The 22921-nt window shown below is 62.1% G+C and carries 21 protein-coding genes; 8 read left to right on the plus strand and 13 right to left on the minus strand.

The window, feature by feature from the left end:
• Positions 1 to 8 precede the first annotated feature (8 nt).
• The gene (locus UB23_RS01700; protein WP_045057608.1) at positions 9 to 668 is read left to right on the plus strand and encodes a flavin reductase family protein; all 660 of its coding nucleotides are present in this window, start codon (positions 9 to 11) and stop codon (positions 666 to 668) included.
• A 46-nt stretch (positions 669 to 714) separates the two neighbouring features.
• Here UB23_RS01700 and UB23_RS01705 read toward each other — a convergent pair whose 3' ends face one another.
• The 13 genes from UB23_RS01705 to UB23_RS01765 all read right to left on the minus strand — a co-directional run bounded on the left by UB23_RS01705 (position 715) and on the right by UB23_RS01765 (position 14850).
• Positions 715 to 3813: an error-prone DNA polymerase gene (locus tag UB23_RS01705; RefSeq protein ID WP_201777862.1), complete on the minus strand. Its 3099-nt coding sequence runs from the start codon at positions 3811 to 3813 to the stop codon at positions 715 to 717.
• Positions 3789 to 5204, minus strand: coding sequence for a Y-family DNA polymerase (locus UB23_RS01710; RefSeq protein WP_045057610.1), 1416 nt, complete (start codon positions 5202 to 5204; stop codon positions 3789 to 3791). The genes UB23_RS01705 and UB23_RS01710 overlap by 25 nt, the downstream gene beginning before the upstream one ends.
• A 7-nt stretch (positions 5205 to 5211) precedes the next feature.
• Positions 5212 to 5829 (minus strand): translesion DNA synthesis-associated protein ImuA, encoded by a 618-nt coding sequence (imuA, locus tag UB23_RS01715; protein ID WP_045057611.1) that lies wholly within the window; start codon positions 5827 to 5829, stop codon positions 5212 to 5214.
• Positions 5829 to 6446, minus strand: coding sequence for a transcriptional repressor LexA (lexA, locus tag UB23_RS01720; RefSeq protein WP_045057612.1), 618 nt, complete (start codon positions 6444 to 6446; stop codon positions 5829 to 5831). The genes imuA and lexA overlap by 1 nt, the downstream gene beginning before the upstream one ends.
• Before the next feature lie 54 nt (positions 6447 to 6500).
• Positions 6501 to 6788, minus strand: coding sequence for a DUF971 domain-containing protein (locus UB23_RS01725; protein ID WP_045057613.1), 288 nt, complete (start codon positions 6786 to 6788; stop codon positions 6501 to 6503).
• Positions 6785 to 7747, minus strand: a complete 963-nt coding sequence (locus tag UB23_RS01730; protein WP_045057614.1) for a HEAT repeat domain-containing protein — start codon at positions 7745 to 7747, stop codon at positions 6785 to 6787. Before UB23_RS01730 ends, UB23_RS01725 begins: the two co-directional genes overlap by 4 nt.
• Complete coding sequence (locus UB23_RS01735) at positions 7744 to 8592, minus strand: ABC transporter ATP-binding protein (protein WP_045057615.1); 849 nt, start codon at positions 8590 to 8592, stop codon at positions 7744 to 7746. Before UB23_RS01735 ends, UB23_RS01730 begins: the two co-directional genes overlap by 4 nt.
• A complete protein-coding gene (locus UB23_RS01740) occupies positions 8592 to 9374 on the minus strand; it encodes an ABC transporter permease (RefSeq protein ID WP_045057616.1) in 783 nt (260 codons plus the stop codon). Before UB23_RS01740 ends, UB23_RS01735 begins: the two co-directional genes overlap by 1 nt.
• A 133-nt stretch (positions 9375 to 9507) precedes the next feature.
• On the minus strand, positions 9508 to 10914 hold the full coding sequence (locus UB23_RS01745) for an ABC transporter substrate-binding protein (RefSeq protein ID WP_045057617.1): 1407 nt from the start codon (positions 10912 to 10914) through the stop codon (positions 9508 to 9510).
• A 147-nt stretch (positions 10915 to 11061) separates the two neighbouring features.
• Positions 11062 to 11307, minus strand: coding sequence for a 4Fe-4S dicluster domain-containing protein (locus tag UB23_RS01750; RefSeq protein ID WP_007946457.1), 246 nt, complete (start codon positions 11305 to 11307; stop codon positions 11062 to 11064).
• A gap of 26 nt (positions 11308 to 11333) precedes the next feature.
• Entirely contained in the window at positions 11334 to 13079 is a 1746-nt protein-coding gene (locus tag UB23_RS01755; protein ID WP_045057618.1) for a fumarate reductase/succinate dehydrogenase flavoprotein subunit, read from the minus strand.
• Positions 13076 to 13828: a GntR family transcriptional regulator gene (locus UB23_RS01760; RefSeq protein WP_045057619.1), complete on the minus strand. Its 753-nt coding sequence runs from the start codon at positions 13826 to 13828 to the stop codon at positions 13076 to 13078. Before UB23_RS01760 ends, UB23_RS01755 begins: the two co-directional genes overlap by 4 nt.
• Before the next feature lie 134 nt (positions 13829 to 13962).
• Positions 13963 to 14850, minus strand: coding sequence for a Dyp-type peroxidase (locus tag UB23_RS01765; protein WP_045057620.1), 888 nt, complete (start codon positions 14848 to 14850; stop codon positions 13963 to 13965).
• A 297-nt stretch (positions 14851 to 15147) separates the two neighbouring features.
• Here UB23_RS01765 and UB23_RS01770 point away from each other — a divergent pair, with 297 nt between their 5' ends.
• The 7 genes from UB23_RS01770 to UB23_RS01800 all read left to right on the plus strand — a co-directional run.
• Entirely contained in the window at positions 15148 to 16275 is a 1128-nt protein-coding gene (locus tag UB23_RS01770) for a PAS domain-containing protein (RefSeq protein ID WP_045057621.1), read from the plus strand.
• A complete protein-coding gene (locus tag UB23_RS01775) occupies positions 16272 to 17699 on the plus strand; it encodes a sigma-54 interaction domain-containing protein (RefSeq protein ID WP_045057622.1) in 1428 nt (475 codons plus the stop codon). Before UB23_RS01770 ends, UB23_RS01775 begins: the two co-directional genes overlap by 4 nt.
• A 339-nt stretch (positions 17700 to 18038) precedes the next feature.
• Positions 18039 to 18641: a dimethylamine monooxygenase subunit DmmA family protein gene (locus UB23_RS01780; protein ID WP_045057623.1), complete on the plus strand. Its 603-nt coding sequence runs from the start codon at positions 18039 to 18041 to the stop codon at positions 18639 to 18641.
• Complete coding sequence (locus tag UB23_RS01785; protein WP_045057624.1) at positions 18638 to 19606, plus strand: PDR/VanB family oxidoreductase; 969 nt, start codon at positions 18638 to 18640, stop codon at positions 19604 to 19606. Before UB23_RS01780 ends, UB23_RS01785 begins: the two co-directional genes overlap by 4 nt.
• Before the next feature lie 18 nt (positions 19607 to 19624).
• Positions 19625 to 20647, plus strand: a complete 1023-nt coding sequence (locus UB23_RS01790) for a heme-dependent oxidative N-demethylase family protein (RefSeq protein ID WP_045057625.1) — start codon at positions 19625 to 19627, stop codon at positions 20645 to 20647.
• 152 nt (positions 20648 to 20799) lie between these two features.
• On the plus strand, positions 20800 to 22338 hold the full coding sequence (locus UB23_RS01795; RefSeq protein ID WP_045057626.1) for an APC family permease: 1539 nt from the start codon (positions 20800 to 20802) through the stop codon (positions 22336 to 22338).
• Between the two features lie 156 nt (positions 22339 to 22494).
• Positions 22495 to 22921, plus strand: a 427-nt coding sequence (locus UB23_RS01800; RefSeq protein WP_045057627.1) for an aldehyde dehydrogenase family protein, incomplete at its 3' end; no start/stop codon positions are given.

Here is a 22921-nt window from a genome sequence, read left to right on the forward strand (position 1 = left end):
TACTGCCCATGCACAGCTTCGACTTCAGCACGATGAGCCCTCGGGACAAATACAAGATACTGATCGGCAGTGTGGTGCCCCGCCCGATTGCCCTGGTCACCACGATCGATGGCGAGGGCCGCATCAACGCCGCGCCCTTCAGCTTTTTCAACGCATTGTCCGCCGATCCGCCGATCCTTGCCCTGGGCGTGGAAAATTATGGCGACCAGAGCCCCAAGGACACCACGCGCAACATCCAGTTGAATCAGGAATTCACCGTCAATATCGTCAGCGATGCCCTGGTCGAAGCAATGAACGTCTGCGCCGTGCCCTTCGCCCCTGGCTTCGATGAATTGACCGCTGCCGGCCTTACGGCCATCCCCGGCACCCTGGTCAAATGCCCTCGAATCGGCGAAGCCCCAGTGGCACTGGAATGCCGGCGGATGATGGCGCTGTCGATCGGGCAGTCGCGGGAAATCATCTTTGGCGAAGTATTGATGGTCCATGTCCGCGATGAACTGATCGACCCGAAAACCCTGTACATCGATCAACTGGGCCTGGATGCCATTGGCCGTATGGGCGGCCACGGGTATGCGCGCACCCGGGACTATTTCGACTTGCCGACGCGATCGCTGCAGGCCTGGACGGAAGCACCGGGCGGCGGCGAGCGGGTCTGGCCCGAAGCATAGGAGCGGTGTCGGAGCTGGTAGGAGAGGAGGAAAGAGGGAGGATTCATCAATGGAAATCCCGACTGCGAATGCTGATTCCGTCCAGCAACTCACTCAGGTCACTCATGCGTCCGGCGATCAGGTGACGAACCTCGCCCTGGCGCTCCCAGCGCCCATCGACCTTGAGCAACTGCGAGCCCACCAGCACTTTTCGCTGACGCTCGGCCAGGTCGCGCCAGACGATCACGTTGACGTTACCGAACTCATCTTCCAGGGTGACGAAGGTCACACCACTGGCGGTACCCGGTCGCTGGCGACCGGTGACCAGGCCGGCGACACTGACCGGACGGCCATGCTCGACCTCCAGCAATTCCCTGGAACTGCGACAGCGCCGCGCTTTCAGCTCGCCGCGTAACAAGGCCAGCGGATGTGGGCCGAGGGTGGTACCGACACTGGTGTAGTCAGCCAGCAGATCCTCGCCAACCGTGGGCTTGGGTAAGGCCACCGGTTCCTCCTCCTGCATCGCCAGCCCGGCAAACAGCCCCAGTTGCTTGTGCACCCCTGCCACTTCCCAGCGCGCGCGATGGCGATCTCCCGCCAGCCCGCGCAGGGCTCCGGCATCGGCCAACTGTTCCTGGGCGCGGGCTTCGAGCCGTGCCCGTTCGCCGAGGTCGGCGATGTCGACAAATGCCCCTCGAGCCCGGGCCACCTCGATGCGTCGGGCATCGTCCTCGCGAAAGCCCTTGATCATGCGCAAGCCCATACGGATCGCCGGCTGCGCCCCGGCAATGGGTTCAAGGCTGCAATCCCAGTCACTGGCGAGCACATCCACCGGGCGAATCTGTAAATGGTGGCGGCGTGCATCCTGCAGGATCTGGTCGGGACTGTAGAAACCCATGGGCCAGCTGTTGATCAGCGCGCAGGCAAATGCCGCAGGTTCGTGGCACTTCAGCCAGCAACTGGCGTAGGTCAGCAAGGCAAAGCTTGCGGCGTGGGATTCGGGAAAACCGTAGCTGCCAAACCCCTTGATCTGCTCGAAGATCAGCTCGGCGAATTGCGCCGTATAGCCGTTTTTCTTCATCCCGGCAGCCAGGCGCAACTTGTGCGGTTCAAGCCCGCCGTGGCGTTTCCAGGCCGCCATGGAGCGACGCAACTGGTCGGCCTCCCCGGGGCTGTAGTCGGCGGCAACAATGGCGATCTGCATCACCTGCTCCTGGAATAACGGCACCCCGAGCGTGCGCTTCAACACCTCGCGCAATTGCTCGGACGGATAGGTTTCAAGCTCTTCACCGTTTCGTCGCCGCAGATACGGATGCACCATGCCACCCTGGATAGGCCCGGGCCGCACGATCGCTACCTCAATGACAAGGTCATAGAACTCTTTGGGCTTGAGCCTGGGCAACATCGACATCTGCGCCCGGGACTCTATCTGGAACACCCCGACCGTATCCGCACGGCCAATCATTTCGTAGGTCTGGGGGTCTTCAGCCGGCACCGTGGCCAGGCTCAGGTCGAGGTTGCGGTGGCGACGCAACAGGTCAAAACAGCGGCGAATGGCACTGAGCATGCCCAGCGCCAGGATATCGACCTTGAGCAGACCGACCGCATCCAGGTCATCCTTGTCCCATTGAATGATGGTGCGCTCGGCCATGGCCGCGTTCTCCACCGGCACCAGGGTGTCGAGTGGCTGCTCGGAAATGACAAAGCCACCCGGATGCTGGGACAGGTGCCGGGGAAAGCCGATCAGTTGTCCGGTGAGGCTGAGCACCCGACGCAAAATCGGGCTCTCGGGGTCAAAACCGCTTTCGCGCAAGCGCTCCAATGGCGGCGTCTGATCGCTCCAGTGGCCGCAACAGTCGGCCAGGGCGTTGATCTGGTCCGGCGGCAACCCCAGCGCCTTGGCCACGTCACGCACCGCCCCGGCAGCGTGATAGGAGCTGACCACCGCGGTCAGGGCTGCACGGGTGCGACCGTAGCGCTGAAACACGTATTGCAGGACTTCTTCGCGACGTTCGTGTTCGAAATCGACGTCGATGTCTGGCGGTTCGTTACGCTCCTTGGAGAGGAAACGCTCGAACAGCATGTTCATGCGTGCCGGGTCGATCTCGGTGATGCCCAGGGCAAAGCACACCGCAGAGTTGGCCGCCGAGCCGCGTCCCTGGCAGAGAATGCGCTCGCGTCGGGCGAACGCAACGATGTCATGCACGGTGAGGAAATAACTTTCATAACCCAGCTCGGCGATCAGGCCCAGTTCCTTGTCGATCAGTTGCCGAACCTTGTCACTCGCACCTTCGGGCCAACGTTGGCGAATCCCGCGCTCGGTCAGTACCCTCAGCCACGAAACCCCGCTGTGCCCCTCTGGCACAAGCTCACGTGGGTATTGGTAGCGCAACTGGCTCAGGTCGAAGGTGCAACGCCGGGCGATCACGACTGTTTCGTCGAGCAAGGCCTGGGGATAGAGCGCGTCCAGTGCATCGAGACTGCGCAGGTGCCGCTCGCCATTGGGGTGCAGGCGTAAACCGGCCGCTGCCACCGGCACGTGATGGCGGATGGCGGTCATGGTGTCCTGCAGCGCGCGTCGCCCGCGCACATGCATGTGCACGTCGCCGCTGGCTACCATCGGGATTTGCAGCTCGCCCGCCAGGCTCATCAGGTCGGCCAGTCGGCGCCGGTCATTCTGCCCACAGTGCAACTGCACCGCCAGCCACAGACGTTCAGCAAACACTTGCCGCAGCCACTGACCACTGCCCGTATCATCCACAGCATCAGGCACCCACAGCGCCAGTAAACCCGGCAACGGCTCGCTGAAATCTTCGCGCAGCACCTGATACTGACCTTTCTGCGTACGACGTCGGGCCCGGGTGATCAGCCGGCACAGGTGCTGATAACCCTCGAGATTTTCCACTAGGAGCACCAGTTTCGGGCCGTTCTCGATGCGGATTTCACTGCCGATGATCAGCGGCAAGTCCACCGACCTGGCCGCCTGCCAGGCACGGACGATGCCTGCCAGCGTGCATTCATCAGTAATGGCCAGCGCCTGGTAGCCCTGCTTTTTTGCCCGCTGGAACAGCTCAAGCGCACTGGATGCGCCGCGCTGGAAGCTGAAGTTCGACAGGCAATGCAGTTCCGCGTAGGTGCTGGTCATGCGAACCAGCCCTGCAGCCACAATGGACCACCCTCGCCTACCGCTCGATAGGCCCAGGCCTGCTGGCCGGAGCGGGTTTCAATCAGGTAATAGTCGCGTCGCACATCGCCGCCATCCCACCAACCGGACTCGATTCGCTCCGGCCCCATGACAATGCGCGCCGACCCTTCCTGCACCGCCAGCGGTTCAGTCAGCAGCCACCCTGGACGTTGCACACCGCACAACCCGTTGCCGCGCTGGTTATCGGCCCCGGCCTGCCAGGCACATTCAGGTCGGTGGTCGGCCTGAAAGCGCAAGCCGTGAACCGCATCATCCCCAAGCCGGCCCCGCAAGCGCTCGCGCAATTGCTCCCAGGGCAAGGACTGTTGCGGGCGGTCGTCGAACAGCTCCTGATGCTGGGGCACAAAGGCGGGCAAGTCTTCGGCTCGCAAGCGAAAGCCGCGCACCGGGGCCTGCACCTGCACTTGCTCCAGCCGCCCACGGGCCAGTTCAAAGAGCATCGCCGGATCGCGCTCGGCGCTGAGCAGGCCGACCTTGATCACGCTGTCAGGCAAGCCTGAGTGTTCCAGGTGCAGGTCAAAACGCTGTACGCCACTGTCGCGCCCGCACAGGAACGCCGCGAGATCGCCGGTCAGGCGGCGTAATGGAAACAGCAACGCCTGGTGGGACTGCACATCAAAATTGAGCTCGATGCGCACATCAAAACGGTCAGGTGGCAGGTAGAACGCCAGGGCCAATGGCCGGATCCCGCACAAGGTGTCCAGGTGCAGCAGTACACGGGCTTCGAACCGCCGTGCCAGGCTGTTACGCGGCAAAGCCTGCAGCTGGTCCAGGGTGCGCAGCCCCATGCGCGACAAAGCCGTGGCTACCGTCGGTTCCAGGGCAATGCGGTCGATGGGCAATTGCGCGAGGTGCCATTGCAAGGCGGCGTCATCCGCGACCACCAGACCGTCATGCAGGTTGGCCAATACCCGTGCGGCCACCGGGTTGGGGGCTGCGACTATGCGATGGCGAAAACCCAGCTCCCCCAGCTCGCTGCGCAAGCGGGCCTCGAATTGCGACCAGGGGCCGAACAGGCCCAGGCTGGATTCGATCTCGAACACCAGCGCACGGGGGTAATGCACGCTGACCTGGGAACTGAACCGATAGGCCCAGGCCGCGAGGAATTGCTGCCAGTGTTCGATTTCTGCGGCGTCGTACTCCGCCGTGACAAAGGCCTTGCTCAATGCCTGGGCGGCAGTCATTGACTGGCCTGGACGCAAGCCCAGTGCCCGTGCAGAAGCGTTGACTGCCTGCAACACACGGCGCTGGGCCGGGCCGGTCAACAGCGCCAGCGGTTGATCCGGGTCGCTGCGCTGACGCAAGACCGCGTCCAGCGCCAATTGCGGGAAGAGAATACATACCCAACGCATGGCAACCTCAATGCCCCACGGCAAAGGCGATTGGCGCCGAACGGGCCAGCCCGCCCCGGCACTTGAGCACGCGCAGTTGCGCGGGGCGCGCATCGATGGCGATGCGCAAGGCCGCAGGCGAAGGGTTGATGGCCTCCTGGATCGAGCGATAGGCAAACGCCAGGGTCGAGCCGGTTTCTGCTGCCACTTGCAAGCGACGCAATGCACGGTCATCGGCTTTATGCGGCCAGCACAGCACCGCGCCGCAACTGCCGGAGCGCAGGCACTGCTCCGCTGCCCACAAGGCATCGCGCTCGCTGGCCTGGATGATGGACAGCTGACGCAGATCGACCCCGGCGTTTTCCCAGGCTTGTGGGTAGGGAACAAAGGGCGGCGCCACCAGGACAATCCGCTCCCCCGCTGCGGACAACCGCGCCAGGGCCGGCCACACCAGTTGCAATTCACCCACGCCCTGCCCGGCCAGGAGAATTTCAGTCAGTGCCGCTTCCGGCCAGCCACCGGTGGGCAGCGCGGCATCCAGCACCGCGTGCCCGGTGGGTTGCGGGCTGGCGGCCGGGGGCGCAGGCCGGCCTCTCCAGACCTGGCCGCCATTGAACAGCGTATCCAGCGCAACGACGGCACCCATTACCCTTGCCTCACCAAACCGCAGAACACCCCTTCGATGGCCAGGTCCTGATCGGCTTCGACGATGATCGGTTCATAGGCGGGGTTGCGTGGCAACAGCCGGACGGTCTCGCCCACGCGCTCGAATCGCTTGATGGTCACTTCACCATCGAGCCGCGCCACGACGATCTGCCCATTCAGGGCTTCGGCGCTGCGATGCACCCCTACCAGGTCGCCATCGAGAATGCCGTCCTCGATCATCGAGTCGCCCTGGACCCGCAGCATGTAGTCCGGCACCCGGGAAAAGATCGCCGGGTCGAGCATCAAGCGCCGGTCAACCTCGGCATCGGCACCAATCGGTGCCCCCGCCGCCACCCGGCCAAGCACCGGGATGTCCAGCAGTTCCGGGCGTGCCGCCTGGCCGAGCAAACGAATGCCCCGGGCCTGATGGGGGTTGACCTCGATGAACCCGGCTTCGGTGAGCGCCAGCACGTGCTTGCGCGCCACACTTCGGGAGGCGAAACCGAACGCCTCGCTGATCTCGGCGAGGCTTGGAGGCTGACCGTGTTCGGCGATTCGATCGCGAATGAAGGTCAGGATGGCGTTACGGCGGGGAGTTAAAGTCGTCATGGAGTACATTTGTACTCTTCTGCGGTTTTGGTGACAAGCACCATCCGTCCAGGGGGTGCGTGTTCAATTGGAGTTATTAGCCAGTCCGGCAAGAAAGGCCCACGGAAAAATCCCCCGCTCATGTCCATCACTGAATACCAGCTGCACCCCATACCCCTGGTCATTGACCTCGATCACCCGCACCCGCGAGTCCACCAGCGGCGCCTGCCCTCGCAGCCGAAACGCCCGGCATTGCGAGCACGGGCACTGGCGGCGCAGTTCAGCATGGTCCAGCAATTGTTCACGGCCATCCGGCCAGTTGAGGCGCAATTGCTGTCGAGCCTGGGAATTGCCAACCGCCAGCGGATTCATTGCAATTGACTCAACGCAATGCGCACCGCTTTACGGACTTCCGGATCGCCATCATCCTGCGCTGCCTGCAATGGCGCGATGGCGCCCGGGTCCTGCAACTCGCCGAGGGCCAGCGCCGCCTCCTTGCGCAGGTTGCTGATGCGATGGTCGAGGGTGTCGATCAGGGCCTCAAGCGCCGGGACATAGCGCAAGCGCCCGAGGCTGCGGGTGGCGCGCAGGCGCACTTGCCAGTAATCGTCGCCCAGGGCATCGACCAGCGCCGGACCCGCGTCAACGTGGCCGACCTTGCCCAGGGTCGTAGCGGCTTCCTCACGAACCTGCCAGGCGTTGTCCCGCAGGGCCTGACGCAGGGCCGGCAGGACCTGGGCACCGCAAGCCAGACCGAGGGCGCCGGTGGCGGCACGACGAACTTCTGTGTCGGGATCCTGGCTGGCCAGCGTCGCCAGCGCCGGCAAGGCATCGAGCTGCTTGAGCCAGCCGAGCACGCCGACCGCCTCGCGGCGCACACCTGGGTCCACATCGAGCAAGGCGGCAGAGGCGGCAGCGGCGGCATCGGGGAGGCGCAACTCGCGCAGAGCCCGAAACGCGGCGACGCGCACCTGCACCTCGGCATGCACGGTCCACGGCAGGATCACCTTGCCTGCCGCCTCGCTCTTGAGCAGGCTGAGGCTCTGCGCGGCGGCGGCCTGTACTGTCTGCGCAGGGTCGGTCAGGGCCTGGCACAATGCCTCGACGACCGGGTCATCCTCCCAGGCTTCCAGTAGCCGTGCGGCTTCGGCACGAACTTCTTCAGCCGGATCCTCGGCCAGTCGGTCGACCAGCCAGACCAGGCCTTCAGGCTCCTCGAGATCAGCCAGTTCAATCAGGGCAATCCTGCGCACGCCCGGATCCTCATCACTCAGGCGTGTTTGCAGGGCAAGAATGTCAGCGTTATCGGTTACATCGAATAGAGAGGTCATAGGGCAAATCGCGGCAGTTTATTTTCTGGGGGAAGTCCGAGAGGGTTCAGGCGCGGTAGCTGCCGACCGTCTTCGTGACGCAACAACTCGAGGCAGTGACGCTTCAAGCGGGAGAATTCGTGGCTGGTCACCAGTTCGCTGGCGCGGGGCCGCGCAAAGTCCAGGCGCAGGTCTTCGATGATCCGCCCCGGGCGCGAACTCATGACCAGCAATCGGTCGGCCAGGAACAACGCCTCATCGATGTCATGGGTGACGAACACCACGGTGGTGCGAATTCGCGTCCAGATGTCCAGCAGCAGTTCCTGCATGTTCAGCCGGGTCAGGGCATCGAGCGCGCCGAAGGGCTCATCCATCAGCAGCAGGCGCGGGCGATTGATCAGCACCCGGGCGATTTCGACGCGCTGCTGCATGCCCCCGGACAACTGATCAGGCCAGCGCTCGGCGAACCCTTCAAGCCCGACCAGGGCCAGGATCTCGTCAGCGGCCTGGTGTCGCTCGGTTTTACCGATGCCACGCATCTTCAGGCCGAAGGCGACGTTGTCGCGCACCGTGCGCCAGGGGAACAACGTGTGATGCTGGAACACCATGCCGCGCTGGGGCGACGGTCCCGAGACTTTCGCCCCATCAACGCTGAGCGTGCCGGTGCAGGTCTGCAGGTGCCCGGCCAGCGCCCCGAGCAAGGTGGATTTGCCACAACCGGAAGGGCCGAGGATGCACACGAACTGCCCCGCCTCGATCTGGCAGTCGAGGCCCTGCACCGCTTCAAAAGCCGTTCTGCCGTCACCCAGGCGGATCGACAGTTGGCGTATGTCGATGCGCCCTTGCATGGCTTGATCAATGCTCATCAGGCTTTTCCTCGTGGTCGGTGCCACGGCGTGAACAGGCCGCCGAGACGTTTGATCAGCAGGCTGCTGCCCATGCCCAGTACACCGATCAGCAACATGCCGACCACGATATCGGCGTAGTTCTGGACGGTGTAGGACTCCCAGGTGTAGTAGCCGATACCGTATTGGCCGGAGATCATTTCGGCGGTCACCAGGCAGAACCACGAGGTCCCCATGCCAATGGCCAGGCCAGTGATAATGCTCGGTGCAGCACCGGGCAATATGACTTCCAGAAGGATCGCCTGGCGCCCTGCCCCAAGGCTTTTTGCCGAGGCGATCAGCCTTGGATCGACCCCTTCGACGCCGTGCACGGTATTCAACAGGATCGGGAACAGCGCGCCCGTGAAGGTGATGAAAACCATCGACAGCTCCGACGAGGGAAACATCAGGATGGCCAGGGGAATCCAGGCCACGGCGGGAATCGGGCGCAGCACTTCCAGGGGTGGCAGCAGCCAGTCTTCAGCCCGCTTCGAGCGGCCGATGGCCAGGCCCAGAGCGATACCGATGACCAGCGCCGCCAGGTAACCGGCGAATACCCGGCTCAGGCTGCTGCCCAGGTGGCGGCCGAGTTTCCCCGACTCCCCAAGCCCCAGTGCGGCCTCGACAACCGCAAGCGGCGTCGGCACGTTGGCGAAGGTGACCAGGCCCAGGTTCCAGTGATGACTGGCAGCGAGTTGCCAGAACAGCAGGCAGAGCAGCAATGAAGCGGCCCTGGGGGTCCAGCGGATAAATGATCGGTACATAAACAATTCCCAATGGCGACACGCCCCCCGTAGGAGCTGCCGAAGGCTGCGATCTTTTGATTTTGGTTATCAGAAGAAAGATCAAAAGATCGCAGCCTTCGGCAGCTCCTACGTTGGCCGCATTCCAATTTGATTACCGGGCAGCAACCGCCTGGGTGGTGGCATCCGTGAAGTCGAGGACTTTGCCGCCCTGGGCCGTGGCGTATTGCTGGGCCTGGCCCTTGAGCAGGAAGGCGCTGAGTTCGCCCTTGGCGTTGCTGGCAAACCACGCCTGGTCCGCCAGCAATTTGATCCCGCTGTCACTCGCCTGGGCATAGACCGCGCGGATGTTCCTGCCCTCGGCTTTCAACTGCGCCAATGCGCTGAACGCTGTCTGCGCCGAGGCATACTGGCGAACCTTGGGTTCACCGCGCACCCAGATCTCGGCCACGCGACTGAAGTCGGTGATGACCTGGCCGTTCGCCGCATCCACTGCCTTCAACGGGCTCTGGGCGTAATTGCCAAGCTGGGCGGAGTAATCCAGGTTCGACGCCTTGAACGCGGCGCGGATGTACTGGTCGTCGATGAACGTATTGAGGTCGAGGCCGCGATCCGCCTTCTTCAGCAGCTTGAGCGTATCGATGGCCGTGCCGACCGCCTGACGGTATTCCGGCTTCCAGCTGAGGTCGCGAGTCTGCACACCGAGCGGGCCGTGGAACAGGTAATTGACCTCGGCATCGACGCCAGTGACCTTGGCGATCAACTCGCTGTACTTCTCCGGCTCTGCGGCCAATAGCTGGTTGGCCTCAATGCTCGCCCGCAGGTAAGCCACGACGATTTCCGGGTACTTTTTCGCGTAGGCCTGATCGACCAGGGCGCCGTGGAAGGTCGGTGCATTGGCTTGCGCACCGTCATAGATCTTGCGGGCAAAGCCCCGGCTCGGGAACAGTTCGGCGAAGGGCACGAAGTCGGCATGGGCATCGATTTTCCCGGCCTGCAGCGCAGAACCTGCAACCTCCGGCGGCTGGGCGATGATGTTCACATCCTTGAGCGGATCCCAGCCCTGCGCCGCCACCGCTCGCAACAACATGCCGTGGGCCGTCGAGGCGAACGGTACGGAGATGGTCTTGCCCTTGAGCTCGGCCAGGGATTGCACGCTGGACGCGCTGGGCACCACGATGCCATTACCGCTGCCTTTGATACTGCCCGACAACACGCTGATGAACAGGCTGTGCTTGCCAGCGGCTTCAAACGCCACCCCGTTGAAGGTGCCGGGGAAATCCGCCATGGCGCCGAAGTCGAGTTTGCCGGCGACCATCTCATTGGTCAGGGGCGCACCGCTGGTGAAGTTTTTCCACTGCACCTCATACTGGGCGTCCTTGTACTGGCCATCCCGGGGCAGGTATTTGTCCAGCAGCCCAAGCTCACGAATCAGCAGGCCGCCAGCGGCGCAATTGATCGTGGTGTCCTGGGTGCCGATGGCAATGCGGATGGTTTCGGCTGAGGCCGACAGGGTCAATGAAGCCAGTACCAGACCGGCAAACGCTGCACGCAATAACATGGGTGTATCCCCTCGAATCATTTATAGAATATTCGTCTCCGCCACGATCAGGGCGCGGTGGGAAACGAGGGGTGGTTTAATCCAGCGTCCGGGGGTGGCCGGATGGCTTTACAAGTTGTCTGTACTCGCTTCCACAATGATTGGGCTTTAGCGCAACAGATAGGGAATCTCGACCTTCACCGCCCCGGTCGGGCAGTCCTTCTCACAAGGCATGCAGTACCAGCATTCATCAAACGCCATGTAGGCCTTTTGCGTCGCCGGATTGATCGCCAGCAGGTCCATCGGGCAGACGTCTACACATACGGTGCAGCCTTTGTGGGCAATGCACAGGTCCTCGTCGACGGTCACCGGCGCGTTGGAGCGGAAGAAAATTTCCTGGGGTTGATAGGCCATGGTTCGGGCTCTCCTGGTATCGATTGTCAGGCGGCGTTAGCGCCGACCCGCAACTTGTCGTAGGCCTGCAATTCGTCGGCGTCGAGTGGAATGATGTAGGGCTCCACGGCTTTCTTGAAACTGGTCATCAAGCCGTCTTCACCCTTCTTCAGGTGGCAATGGCAGAACCAGTCACGGTCATTGCGCTGCGGGTGATCGACCCGATGGTGGTAAAGCCCCCAACGGCTTTCAGCGCGGAACAACGAAGCCCGGGCAGCCATTTCGGCGCAGTCGCGGATCATGCTGACTTCCATCGCACGCATCAGCTCGTGGGCGTTGTGTGCCTTGATCTGATCCAGGTCGCGCTGGATATCGCTAAAGCGCTGCAGGCCGATCTGCATTTTTTTAGTCACCTTGGGCGGTTGCAGGTAGTCATTCACAAATCGGCGCAGCTTGTATTCGACCTGGGCCGGTGGCAGGCCGTGTGTGCGGTCCAGAGGCGCGTAGACCCGTTGCTTTTCCGTTTCGACCTGCCCGGCATCAACCGCTGAAAAATCACGCCCGGCGACAAAATCTGCGGCGTTGTTGCCGGCGAACCAGCCGTAGGTAAATGCGCCCAACATGTAGTTGTGCGGCACGGCCGCCATGTCGCCCGCCGAGTACAACCCCTTCACCGAAGTCTCGGCCTTCTCGTTGACCCAGACCCCGGACGCCGAGTGACCGCTGCAGAAGCCGATTTCCGAGATGTGCATCTCAACCATCTGCGTGCGGTAATCGGTGCCACGGTTAGCGTGGAACTGGCCGCGGCTGGGCCTTTCGTTGCTGTGCAGGATCTCTTCGATGTTCTGGATGGTTTCCTCGGCCAGGTGATCGAGCTTGAGAAATACCGGGCCATTGCCGCTTTCGAGTTCCTGGTGGAACTCCCACATCATCTGGCCGCTCCAGTAGTCGCACTCGATGAACCGCTCGCCCTTGTTGTTGGCGGTGTAGCCGCCCAGGGGGCCGGTGACATAGGCACAGGCCGGACCGTTGTAGTCCTTGATCAGCGGGTTGATCTGGAAGCATTCCAGGTTCGCCAGTTCGGCGCCTGCGTGATACGCCATGGCGTAGCCGTCGCCGGCATTGGTCGGGTTTTCGTAGGTGCCCATCAGGTAGCCCGAGGACGGCAGCCCCAGGCGACCGGCGGCACCGCAGCAAAGGATCACCGCCTTGGCCTTGATCACATGGAAGTCGGCCGTGCGGCAATCGAACCCCATCACACCGTTGACCGCGCCCTCTTCGTCAATCAGCAGGCGCGTGCACACCAGCCGGTTGGTGATGCTCACCCGCGCGCGTTTCAACTGGCGATACAGGACCTTCTTGATGTCGTGTCCTTCCGGCATCGGCAGGACGTAGGCGCCCATGTGGTGGACCTTCTTCACCGCGTAGTCACCGGTTTCGTCCTTCTCGAACTTCACGCCCCAACGGTCCAGTTGCTCGATGGTCTCGAAGCTGTGGGTGGCATAGGCGTACACCGCCGCCTGATTGACGATGCCGTCATTGGCAATGGTAATTTCCTTGGTGTACTGCTCCGGCGTCGAATGCCCGGGAATGATCGCGTTGTTGAGGCCGTCCATTCCCATGCTGATGGCGCCACTGCGCTTGACGTTGGCCTTGTCGATCAGCAGCACCCGCAGGTCGCGGTTACGCTCCTTGGCCTTGATCGCCGCCATGGGGCCGGCAGTGCCGCCGCCGATCACGACGATGTCGTATTCCTGTTCGAGGGTATTTCTGTTCTCGTAACTGTGGGTCATGCCTGATCCCCTTTTTGCCGGTCGATTCGCAAGCGGTACTGGAAGGCATCGCCGCGGTAGTAGAGGTGTTCGAAATCCACGGGGCGGCCAGCGGCATCGTGGGTCAGGCGCTCGATGCGCATGATCGGCGAACCGGCTTCCACACCCAGGGCCTGGGTCAGGTCGCTGTCAGCCAGCACCGCGTCGATAGCCAGGTCGGCATGCCCCAGCGACAGCCCGCAGTCGTTTTCCAGGATCAGAAAAATATCGCGGGTCACCAGGTCGGCCTTCTCCAGGCGCTCGCCAATGGCCTGGGGCAGATAGGTGATTTCCAGGGAGATCGGCTCGCGGTTGATCAGCCGCACCCGCTTGATCTGCGCCACGATGTCGCCTTCGGCTACCTGAAGGCGTTCGGCAACCAGCTTGTCGGCGCCGATGAATTTGAAACTGCGCAAGCGGTTGATCACCTCATAGCCGCGCCCGGTCATCGATTCGGCCAGGCCCTGCAAGGTGCTGACGTTCTGAAAGGTCTTGGGCTTGGCCACGAACGTGCCCTTGCCATGAATCTTGAAGATCAACCCTTCCTTTTGCAGATCGCCCAAAGCCTGTCGCACCGTGATGCGGCTGACCTTGAACAGGTTGCCCAGCTCGCTTTCGGAAGGCATCTGGCTGTCTTGCGGATATTCACCGTCGAGGATTCGCGCACGCAGCACATCACGCAGTTGGGTGTGCAGCGGGACGCTGCCGAGGGAGAGGACGTTATCGGTCATGGCTATTCACTTGTTATAACGAGTTATGACAAGATCATATCGAGCGAATTTGCGGCTGGGAAATAACGTTTGGGTATAAGGTTAGTCGGCAGTTTCAGGTGAAGGAGCCTGCTCCTTCACCCTGCCATCCCGTGTCAGCCAATGCGTAGCGCGCGCAGGTCGAGGTGGCCGTCCTTGAGCGGCGGGCACCAGTAGTAGCCGCCGGTGATTGGCCGGCTGATGCGATACAGGCCATCGGTGATGCCGTCTTCCAGGCCGCTCATGCGGCGCAGCTGGGCTTCGAAGGCGTCCAGGGAGAAGCCGAACGCGAGGAACATCAGGCCGGCACGGTCGCCTTCAATCCAGGGCATGGAACGACGCACCACAAACGCCTCGGGGGCAAAACTTTCCTGAGCGGTGCGTTTGACGTGAGCGGAGATTGGCGCATCGTCCAGTTCTTCGTTGTCGCTCAGGCGCCGGCCCATGATGTTGTCCGTCTCATGGGACGGCAACGCGCGAAAACCTTTCAAATCGTGCTGCCACTGCTGGATCGCGGCAAAACTGCCACCGACCAGGCCCTCAGCGCCCTCGCCCAGCAACGCCGCCGCCACGGCAGCTTCGTCATGAGGGTTTTCCGTACCGTCTTCGTAACCGGTCAGGTCGTGGCCGGTCAGGTGGCGAAAAGTTTCATTCATCTGCACCAGACGCAACGCCGGAGCCAGTGCCGCTTCGATGGCCTGACTGCGATTGAGCAATTCGCCACGGTCGATTCCATGCAGCCAGCACCACAGCGCATGCTGGGTCGACGGGTTATCGACGCCCACGCCGGTCATCGCCGGAAATGCCCGCAGGCCATCGATCCGGGCGTGAAGTGCCATGACCAGGGACTCACCAAAGCCCACTACGGCGGATTTGCCGTCTACCAGTTGCATCAGGTTGTCGAGTGCAGCCGGCAGGGCTTCGACGGACACCAGCGCGAAGAACAGATGACGGGCTTGCAGCGGAACGGGGGTGGCGAGGATGCCCGGCTGGTAGTGACTCATATCGACTCCTTGAAAAAGCTGCGCAGTTTACCGGGGTCCTGGATCGTATACACATGCGTTTTTCATGTAGAGCAGGATTTGCGCATGCCCGCTTCGTCGGCTGATCGCTGTAAAAATGCTGAACGTGCTGCAATATCGCAGCACTTTTGTGCAGCTGCCAAAGATTGTGGGAGCACACGCTGTACAGCTGCTCCACCTGCTGCAGTTGCTACAACTGCTCCAGGTGCTACGACAGATATGCTTGGCATGCGATGTGCCCTGCTTTTGAGACCCTCAGCCAACCCGAGCCGATTCACCATGGATATCCTGAACTTGCTGGCCCACAAGGCGCCGCCCTGCACCAGCACCCTGAGGGCCGACGGGCTGCTCGTGAGCCTGTCCGCCAGCTTGAGCGATCAACTGGGTTACTCGCCGGAAAACTCGTTGAACCAGCCGATCGAACACCTCTACAGCGTCGAATCGGTTCGCACCCTGCGCGCACTGTTCGCCAACCCGCCTGCGGACGAGCAGGTTCAGAGCCTTGAGCTGACCCTGATCCGACACAACGGCAGCCTGCTGCACGTGATTGCCAGCGGGTTGCTGCAGTGGCGCGAGGTTCAGCCGGCCTGCCTGCACTTGTTGAACATACCGCTGGGCACACTGGGGCATCGCCTGCGGGAAATGCACAACGCCAATGAAGTGATGAGCCAGATGCTGCAGAGCGCCAAGGTGGCCTACTGGTGCATCGAGTTTGCTGAAGCAGTAGACATCAACAACTCACCGGATGAAATCGTGCGCCAGGTGTTCGAAAACGACTCGCACTGGCGCCTGTGCAACCGCGCGATGGCCGACGTCTACGAAATGCCTTCGGATGTCGATTTCAATCAGCAACCGGTCCGGCTCTACTGGCCGCGCAGCCCGGCCAACGAGGAATTTGTGCGGCGCCTGATCGAAGCCGGATTCAGCGTCGACTGCGCCTTGTCCGTGGACCGCCGCCATGACGGATCGCCCGCCTACGTCGAGAACGACGTGCGCGCAACCATCGTCAACGGCCACCTGCTACGCATGTGGGGCAGCATTCGCGATGTCAGCCAGGAACTGCGCATGCAACACGATGCAGAACAACGCATAGATGCGCTGCGCCGAGTGTTCGATGCAGTACCGGACGCCGTGCTGGTGATTGACGAACACTTGCAGCCGCAATGGCGCAACGCAGTGTTTGAAGAGACTTTCGGCATCACCAACGGCGCGGGTATCGCTCGCCTGTTGCTGGATAACGCACTGCCGGAACGCACCTGGCACCGTCTGCCGCTGCCGGATTTGAGTGGGCGTGCGCCGGACTTCGATGTGCACTGTTCGCGCATCCTGATTCGCGAAGGCGTGGCCTGGCGCGTTGCAGTGTTCCGTCAGCGCCAGGGCGTGGGCACCCAAGAGTTGCACCCATGAAAGACTCAAACCTGCCACCCAGCCTGCAGATGGGCATGCGCTCTTCGGTCAATGTCAGCAGCGAAGTGCTCGGCGCGTTACTGCAGACTCCGGCCCTGCACGCCCTCCTCGACAGCTTCAGCGAGGCGCTCATCGTGACTGACGGCGAAGGCCGCGTACGCTTTCTCAACCTGGCCGCCGAGCGGGTCAATCGACTGTCCAAACAGCAGGCCATCGGGTTATCGGACAGTGAGTTTTTCCAGCGCTCTGCACTCAACTACGACGACCTGCAAGCGGCACTCAATCGCGGCGGCAACAGCGCCTTGACGCGTTCCCGAGAGGGCCGCGTGCTGCTCAGCAGCACCCATGCGATTCCCACCGGGGCTTATGAAAAGCCTTTTCGCATGCTGACCCAGAAAGATTTTGACGGCAGCCAGCCGCAACGCCGAGCGTCCCTGGGCGCCAGGCCGGTTGAATCCCAAGGCCTGCGCGACCCGCAAGATAACGCGCTGCATCTGTCCCCACAGCTCTCAGGCATCGCCGACACTGGCGTGCGCGCCTTCCGTCGACGCGCGCGCCTGTTGCTGTTGGGTGAACCAGGAGTGGGCAAGACTGCGATCGCCCGACACATACACCGAGCTGCGGGCTGGGGCGATCGGCCGTTCATTCATGTCAATTGCGGGAGCATTCCCGAGAGCCTGTTCGAATCGGAGATGTTCGGTTATGAACGCGGGGCCTTTACCGGCGCGCTGGCGGGCGGCAAGCAAGGCTATATCGAAGCGGCTGCCGGCGGGACGCTGTTCCTCGACGAGATCGGCGAGATACCGCTGCACGTCCAGGCCAAGCTGTTGAAATTTCTCGAAGACAGCACCATTCAATCGGTCGGCTCGCCCCTGAGCAAATCCGTGCAGGTGCAGGTCATTGCAGCCACCAACAAGGATTTGCGACACCTGGTCAGCCTCGGCGAGTTTCGTGCCGACCTGTACTACCGCCTGGCCGTGCTGCCGGTGGAAATCCCGCCGTTGCGCCAGCATCGTGATGATTTGCCCTTCCTGATCGACATTCTGCTCAGCCGCATCAATGGAGACCGTGAACCGTCCCTGAGCCTCTCAGCGGGCTGTCGCAAGCGGCTGCTGAGCTACGACTACCCGGGCAACATCCGCGAGCTGGTGAACATTTTCGAGCGCCTGGCCGTCCTCGCCGATGATGAAGCACAGGAACATCATCTGCCTGCCGAAATGCTCGAACCGCAGCGCCCTCGGGAATCAGTGAATGCCCAACTGGCCGACGAAGAGGATGCGCAGCAGAACCTCAAGCTGCAGGTCCAGCATTTCGAACGCCAGGTGATCCTCCGGGCGGTGCACCTGTGCGGCAGCAAGCGCAAGGCGGCGGTGCACCTGGGTATCGACATTGGCACGTTGATTCGCAAGTTGCAGCGCGAGTGATTTGAAAACGTAGCAGCGTATCGGAGCTGTTGTAGGAGCTGTCGAGTGAAACGAGGCTGCGATCTTCTGGCTCCTCCAAAAACCAGATCAAAAGATCGCAGCCTCGTTTCACTCGACAGCTCCTACAGGACCCACTCTCACCTGCAAGCGCTGCGGAAACGCATACATATCCAGTTACTTTTGCCTTTCTCCCTTCTCCACCAAACAATATATCCCTTTTGATTCAGAGACTTATATAACTGGCACGACCTGTGCTCCTGCTATCTGAAACCCACCATCGTTGGGCTTTGCACAAGGCCGGCTTTACCGCCGCGCCGGTAGCCAGGAGGAATAATAAAAATGTTGATCACCGGGATCAAAAGCCGACCGGTCTATGACCGGCTGGAACCGCTGCCAGGCGGTCTGCACCACATCATCGCCGGCCAGGGCAGTGGCGGGCGCGCCATGTTGCGATTACTGGACGAGATGGCCGCCTCTGCGGGCCCCATTACCCTGCTGTATTCCCAGGAGTCCTTCTCCGGGCAGGATTTCCTCGGCCAGTTACAGGAGCATCCGCAGCTTCCACTGCACGTGCACCCGTCCAATCAGGCGCTGATCGAAGCACTCAGGACCCTGCTCGGCGAAGCGCGTATGGGCACCCGCCTGTACCTCGCCGGTTCGGAAAGCTTTCTCGGCAGCGCCATGCAAGTGGCCACGCATTTCGACCTCAATCGCGACGAAGTGCTCCGCGAGCATTCCGGCACCCTGGTACGCCGGGTCTGGTGCGTGCATTGCGACACCTACACCGAGAACGTCACTCAACGGGTCTACGACTGCCCTGGATGCGGCGTGACGCTGGTGGTGCGCGATCATTATTCCCGTCGCCTGGCCGCCTTCCAGGCGGTCAAGGCCGACGCTGAAGTCCCGGGTGAATTGCCCGAAGCCGAGGAGCTCGACACATGAGCCAGAACAACGGCACATTAAATTTGCGCGTAGCCCGCATCGAAGCGGTGACCCCGGAAATCAAGCGCTTCACCCTGGTGTCGCCGACCGGCGCTCACCTGCCCGCGTTCTCCGGTGGCAGCCACGTGGTGGTGCTGATCGCCCACTCGCAGAACACCCTGCGCAACCCCTATTCACTGCTCAGCTCGCCGTACGACACCAGCAGTTATCAGATTGCCGTGCGCCGGGTGGACAGCGGTCGTGGCGGCTCGGTCTCGCTGCACGACGATGTCAGTGAAGGGGATGTGATCGAGGTGACGCCACCGGTCAACCTGTTCCCGCTCATCAAGCAGGCGCGGCTGCACATCTTTATCGCGGGCGGCGTCGGCATTACACCGGTCATCTCGCAGCTGGAGGAACTGCGCCTGAGCAAGGTGCCTTTTGAACTGCATTACGCGGTGCGCGGCGAAGCACATGCACAACTTGGCAAGGAATTGCAGGCCACCTATGGCGAACAGGTGCACCTGTATCGCAAGGGTGTCGACTCGCGCATGGACATCGGCCGGGTCTTGGCCGACCGCCCGCTGGGTAGCCACGTATACGTCTGCGGCCCGGACAGCATGATCGACGCCACGCTGGGGTGCGCCCGGGAACTGGGCTGGACCGACAGCCATGTGCACTTCGAGCGATTCCTGGAGCAAAGCAGCGGCGGCGAAGCTTTCAGTTTCACCCTCGGCCGCAGCGGTACGACCATCGAAGTCTCTCCCGACCAGACCATGCTCGAAGCGGTAGAAGCCGCCGGCTACAGCATGCCTTATCTGTGTCGTGGCGGCGCCTGTGGTCATTGCGAAACCACCGTACTGGAACTCGATGGCGAGCTGCTGCACAGCGATGACTGGCTGTCGGACGAGGACAAGACCAGCCGCAAGAAAATCATGCCCTGCGTATCCCGCGCCAAATGCAATCGCCTGGTCATCGACCTCTGATCGACGGAAAACATAAAAATGAATATCAAATTCAATCCCGACGAAACCTACCGCGACGACTACACCTTCGCCAACAGCCCGGAAACCATCGCCCGCGCGCCCTTCCCATTCCCTGATGACGACTACATGTACTCGATGAATCTCGAGCCGCATGTCCCGGTAGGCGATGGCGCGTTTCGCGCTGCTTTCGACATCGACGAACATTACATCAGCGAGTGCAAGGACCGGGCGATCACCCTGGATAAAGACCCGGGAATGCACTACGTCTCGGCTCCTCACATGATGGAGGCGCAGTGGGACTTGCTGGAACTGATCATGGAGTCCTACGCCCGCGATTATCCGCAGTACTTCAGCCTGCAGCGCGAGGGCCGCCAGTGGCACTGGACCAACCGTCTGCTGGACATTGATGACCACTTCACCTTCGGTGATCCAGCGACCCTGCCCTACGAGCCGATGGAATACGTGACCCGTCAGGCCCAGGGCGATTGGGTGTTGCAGGAAGAACGCGACGGCACGCTGTTTTGGGGCGCCGGCATCGCCACCCAACGTGCCGATTACTCACTGCGCTTCAACCTGGGCATGAGCTGGGAGGAATTCCACGGCCCGGTGCCGCTGGTCAAGGAGATCGGCATGCTCGACCGCGCCTTGAAGTTCCTGTTGCGCTTGCGCACCGGGCATCCGGTGCGTCGCCTGAACTGGTCACTGACGGTCAACCCGCGCCTGGAAGTCTCCGCCGAAAGCCTGCCGGAATGGGCACCGGACCGCACCATCGTAACGGCACAGAACGCCGGCAAGCTGGTGTACCTGCGCATCGAGTTACAGCCACTGCACCGCCTGCCTCGCAGCAACGCGATCGTGTTTCCGATTCGCACTTATCTGCTCAGCCTCGAAGACATCGCCACCAACCCCGCATGGGCGCGGCGCATGCACCGGGTGCTGCGGGACTTGAACCAGCAACTGGTCGATTACAAGGGTTTCAGCCGTTATCGCGATGCAGCGGTGGAATGGCTTTCGCAGTACGACACCGAACCCAAACCCTGACGCGAGCCCATGTGGGAGCCAGCCTGCTGGCGATGGCTGCCTTGAAGTCGCCATCGCCAGCAGGCTGGCTCCCACAGGTTCGAGGTATCCAATAATTGGCGGGCCAACCCGCCAGCACCGCAATCCACTGCCATTGATAATGAGGAAATAAAATGAGTGGCTCATCCAACACGCGTGCAAGCAGCAGCGCCGATCAGGACGCGGAACAACTCCGCGCCCTCGGCTACAGCTCGGATTTCAATCGGAGCATGAGCCTGTGGGAGAATTTTTCCCTGGGCTTCACTTACCTGTCACCGGTGGTCGGCGTCTACACCCTGTTTGGCCTGTGCCTGGCCGCCGGCGGCCCGCCGATGTTCTGGTCGTACCTGCTGATCGGCGCCGGGCAATTGCTGGTGTGCCTGATCTTCGGTGAAATCGTCTCGCAGTTCCCCATCTCCGGTGGGGTCTATCCATGGGCGCGCCGTCTGGTGGGCAAGCGCTGGGCGTGGATGGTCGGCTGGGTTTACGCCTGGGCGCTGTGTGCAACCATCGCCGGCGTCGCAGTCGGTGCGGGACCTTACCTGGCCATCATGCTGGGTTTCAATCCGGGGCCCGAGGCCAATATCTATATCGCCCTGACGATCATTGCACTGTCGACCGCGCTGAACCTGGTCGGCACCAAGCTGCTGGCGCGGGTGGCGATGTTCGGCTTCCTCTGCGAGCTGGTCGGCGCCATCCTGGTGGGTGGCTACCTGCTGATCTTTGAACGGCACCAGCCGTTCAGCGTGCTGTTCGACACTTTCAATCTCGAAGTCAACGGTTCATACCTGCCGGCGTTCCTTGCGGCATCGCTTGCCGGCCTGTTCCAGTACTACGGTTTCGAGGCCTGCGGCGATGTCGCCGAAGAAACGCCAAACCCTGGCAAGCGCATTCCCAAAGCCATGCGCATGACCATCTACATCGGTGGTGCGGCGGCGATGTTCGCCTGCCTGGCGCTGATCCTGTCGGTGCCTGACATGGCCAAGGTCCTCGCTGGTGAAGACACCGACCCGGTAGCGACCATTCTGGCCAACGCCTTCGGCCCGGTGGGTTCGCGCCTGGTGATGGCGGTGGTGATGGTGTCGTTCATCTCTTGCGTACTGAGCCTGCAAGCGGCCGCCAGCCGCCTGTTGTTTGCCTATGCCCGTGACGAAATGATCATCGGCAGCTCGCTGCTCAAGCGGCTGTCGGGCAACCACGTGCCGTCGTTCGCCCTGTTGATCAGCGGCCTGGTGCCGGCTGGCATCGTCTGCCTCGGCATGTTCATGGCCGATGCGGTGGCGACCATCGTCGGTTTCGCGGCCATTGGTATTTATGTCGCCTTCCAGCTGATCGTCATTGCGGCCTTGATCGCCCGCGCCAAGGGCTGGCGTCCGAACGGGCAGTTCACCCTCGGCGCCTGGGGCCTGTGGGTGAACCTCGCCGCGCTGATCTATGGCGTCTGCGCGATCATCAATATGGTTTGGCCGCGCTCGCCGGATGCGCCGTGGTTCATCAACTATTCGATGATCCTGACCACCCTGGTGGTGATGGGTGCCGGCCTGGTCTACATGTTGCTCGGCAAACCGTACGACAAGGGCACAGCACCTGCAGGCGATGCATGGAAGTTCTCCAGGCCGCCGGCCAAGGCTGCTGATGTGTCCGCTGCGGCGATCAACAGACCTTCAATTTAACAACAACCCCCTGTAGGAGCGAGCTTGCTCGCGATGGACCTGAGGGCGCCGCGTGCATTCAGGCAGCCCTCGTCATCGTTGACGTCCATCGCGAGCAAGCTCGCTCCTACAAGGGTCCGGTTTGAAAACAAGAATTGCTTCAGAGAGGACAACCCCATGCAAACCAAACTCCTGATCAACGGCCAGTTGATCACTGGCGAAGGCCCCGCCCAAGCCGTGTTCAACCCGTCATTGGGCCGTGTCCTGGTGGAGATCAACGAAGCCAGCGAAGCCCAGGTCGATGCTGCCGTACGGGCCGCCGATGCGGCGTTCGATGGTTGGTCACAGACCCCGCCGAAAGATCGCGCCCTGCTGCTGCTGAAGCTTGCCGATGTCATCGAGGCCCACGGCGAAGAGCTGGCCAAGCTGGAATCGGACAACTGCGGCAAGCCCTACAGCGCCGCTCTGAATGACGAGATCCCGGCGATTGCCGACGTGTTCCGTTTCTTCGCCGGCGCCAGCCGCTGCATGAGCGGTTCGGCTGGCGGTGAATACCTGCCCGGCCACACCTCGATGATCCGCCGCGATCCGGTGGGCGTGATCG

The organism is Pseudomonas sp. ES3-33, assembly GCF_000952175.1.
In the GTDB taxonomy this organism is placed as follows: Bacteria; Pseudomonadota; Gammaproteobacteria; order Pseudomonadales; family Pseudomonadaceae; genus Aquipseudomonas; species Aquipseudomonas gregormendelii.

Bases quoted from the DNA above. Each gene is read 5' to 3' on its own strand.
- UB23_RS01700 (WP_045057608.1), top strand. From the start codon at position 9: ATGCACAGCTTCGACTTCAGCACGATGAGCCCTCGGGACAAATACAAG.
- UB23_RS01710 (WP_045057610.1), bottom strand. From the start codon at position 5,204: ATGCGTTGGGTATGTATTCTCTTCCCGCAATTGGCGCTGGACGCGGTC.
- imuA (WP_045057611.1), bottom strand. From the start codon at position 5,829: ATGGGTGCCGTCGTTGCGCTGGATACGCTGTTCAATGGCGGCCAGGTC.
- lexA (WP_045057612.1), bottom strand. From the start codon at position 6,446: ATGTACTCCATGACGACTTTAACTCCCCGCCGTAACGCCATCCTGACC.
- UB23_RS01725 (WP_045057613.1), bottom strand. From the start codon at position 6,788: ATGAATCCGCTGGCGGTTGGCAATTCCCAGGCTCGACAGCAATTGCGC.
- UB23_RS01730 (WP_045057614.1), bottom strand. From the start codon at position 7,747: ATGACCTCTCTATTCGATGTAACCGATAACGCTGACATTCTTGCCCTG.
- UB23_RS01735 (WP_045057615.1), bottom strand. From the start codon at position 8,592: ATGAGCATTGATCAAGCCATGCAAGGGCGCATCGACATACGCCAACTG.
- UB23_RS01740 (WP_045057616.1), bottom strand. From the start codon at position 9,374: ATGTACCGATCATTTATCCGCTGGACCCCCAGGGCCGCTTCATTGCTG.
- UB23_RS01745 (WP_045057617.1), bottom strand. From the start codon at position 10,914: ATGTTATTGCGTGCAGCGTTTGCCGGTCTGGTACTGGCTTCATTGACC.
- UB23_RS01750 (WP_007946457.1), bottom strand. From the start codon at position 11,307: ATGGCCTATCAACCCCAGGAAATTTTCTTCCGCTCCAACGCGCCGGTG.
- UB23_RS01755 (WP_045057618.1), bottom strand. From the start codon at position 13,079: ATGACCCACAGTTACGAGAACAGAAATACCCTCGAACAGGAATACGAC.
- UB23_RS01760 (WP_045057619.1), bottom strand. From the start codon at position 13,828: ATGACCGATAACGTCCTCTCCCTCGGCAGCGTCCCGCTGCACACCCAA.
- UB23_RS01765 (WP_045057620.1), bottom strand. From the start codon at position 14,850: ATGAGTCACTACCAGCCGGGCATCCTCGCCACCCCCGTTCCGCTGCAA.
- UB23_RS01770 (WP_045057621.1), top strand. From the start codon at position 15,148: ATGGATATCCTGAACTTGCTGGCCCACAAGGCGCCGCCCTGCACCAGC.
- UB23_RS01775 (WP_045057622.1), top strand. From the start codon at position 16,272: ATGAAAGACTCAAACCTGCCACCCAGCCTGCAGATGGGCATGCGCTCT.
- UB23_RS01780 (WP_045057623.1), top strand. From the start codon at position 18,039: ATGTTGATCACCGGGATCAAAAGCCGACCGGTCTATGACCGGCTGGAA.
- UB23_RS01785 (WP_045057624.1), top strand. From the start codon at position 18,638: ATGAGCCAGAACAACGGCACATTAAATTTGCGCGTAGCCCGCATCGAA.
- UB23_RS01790 (WP_045057625.1), top strand. From the start codon at position 19,625: ATGAATATCAAATTCAATCCCGACGAAACCTACCGCGACGACTACACC.
- UB23_RS01795 (WP_045057626.1), top strand. From the start codon at position 20,800: ATGAGTGGCTCATCCAACACGCGTGCAAGCAGCAGCGCCGATCAGGAC.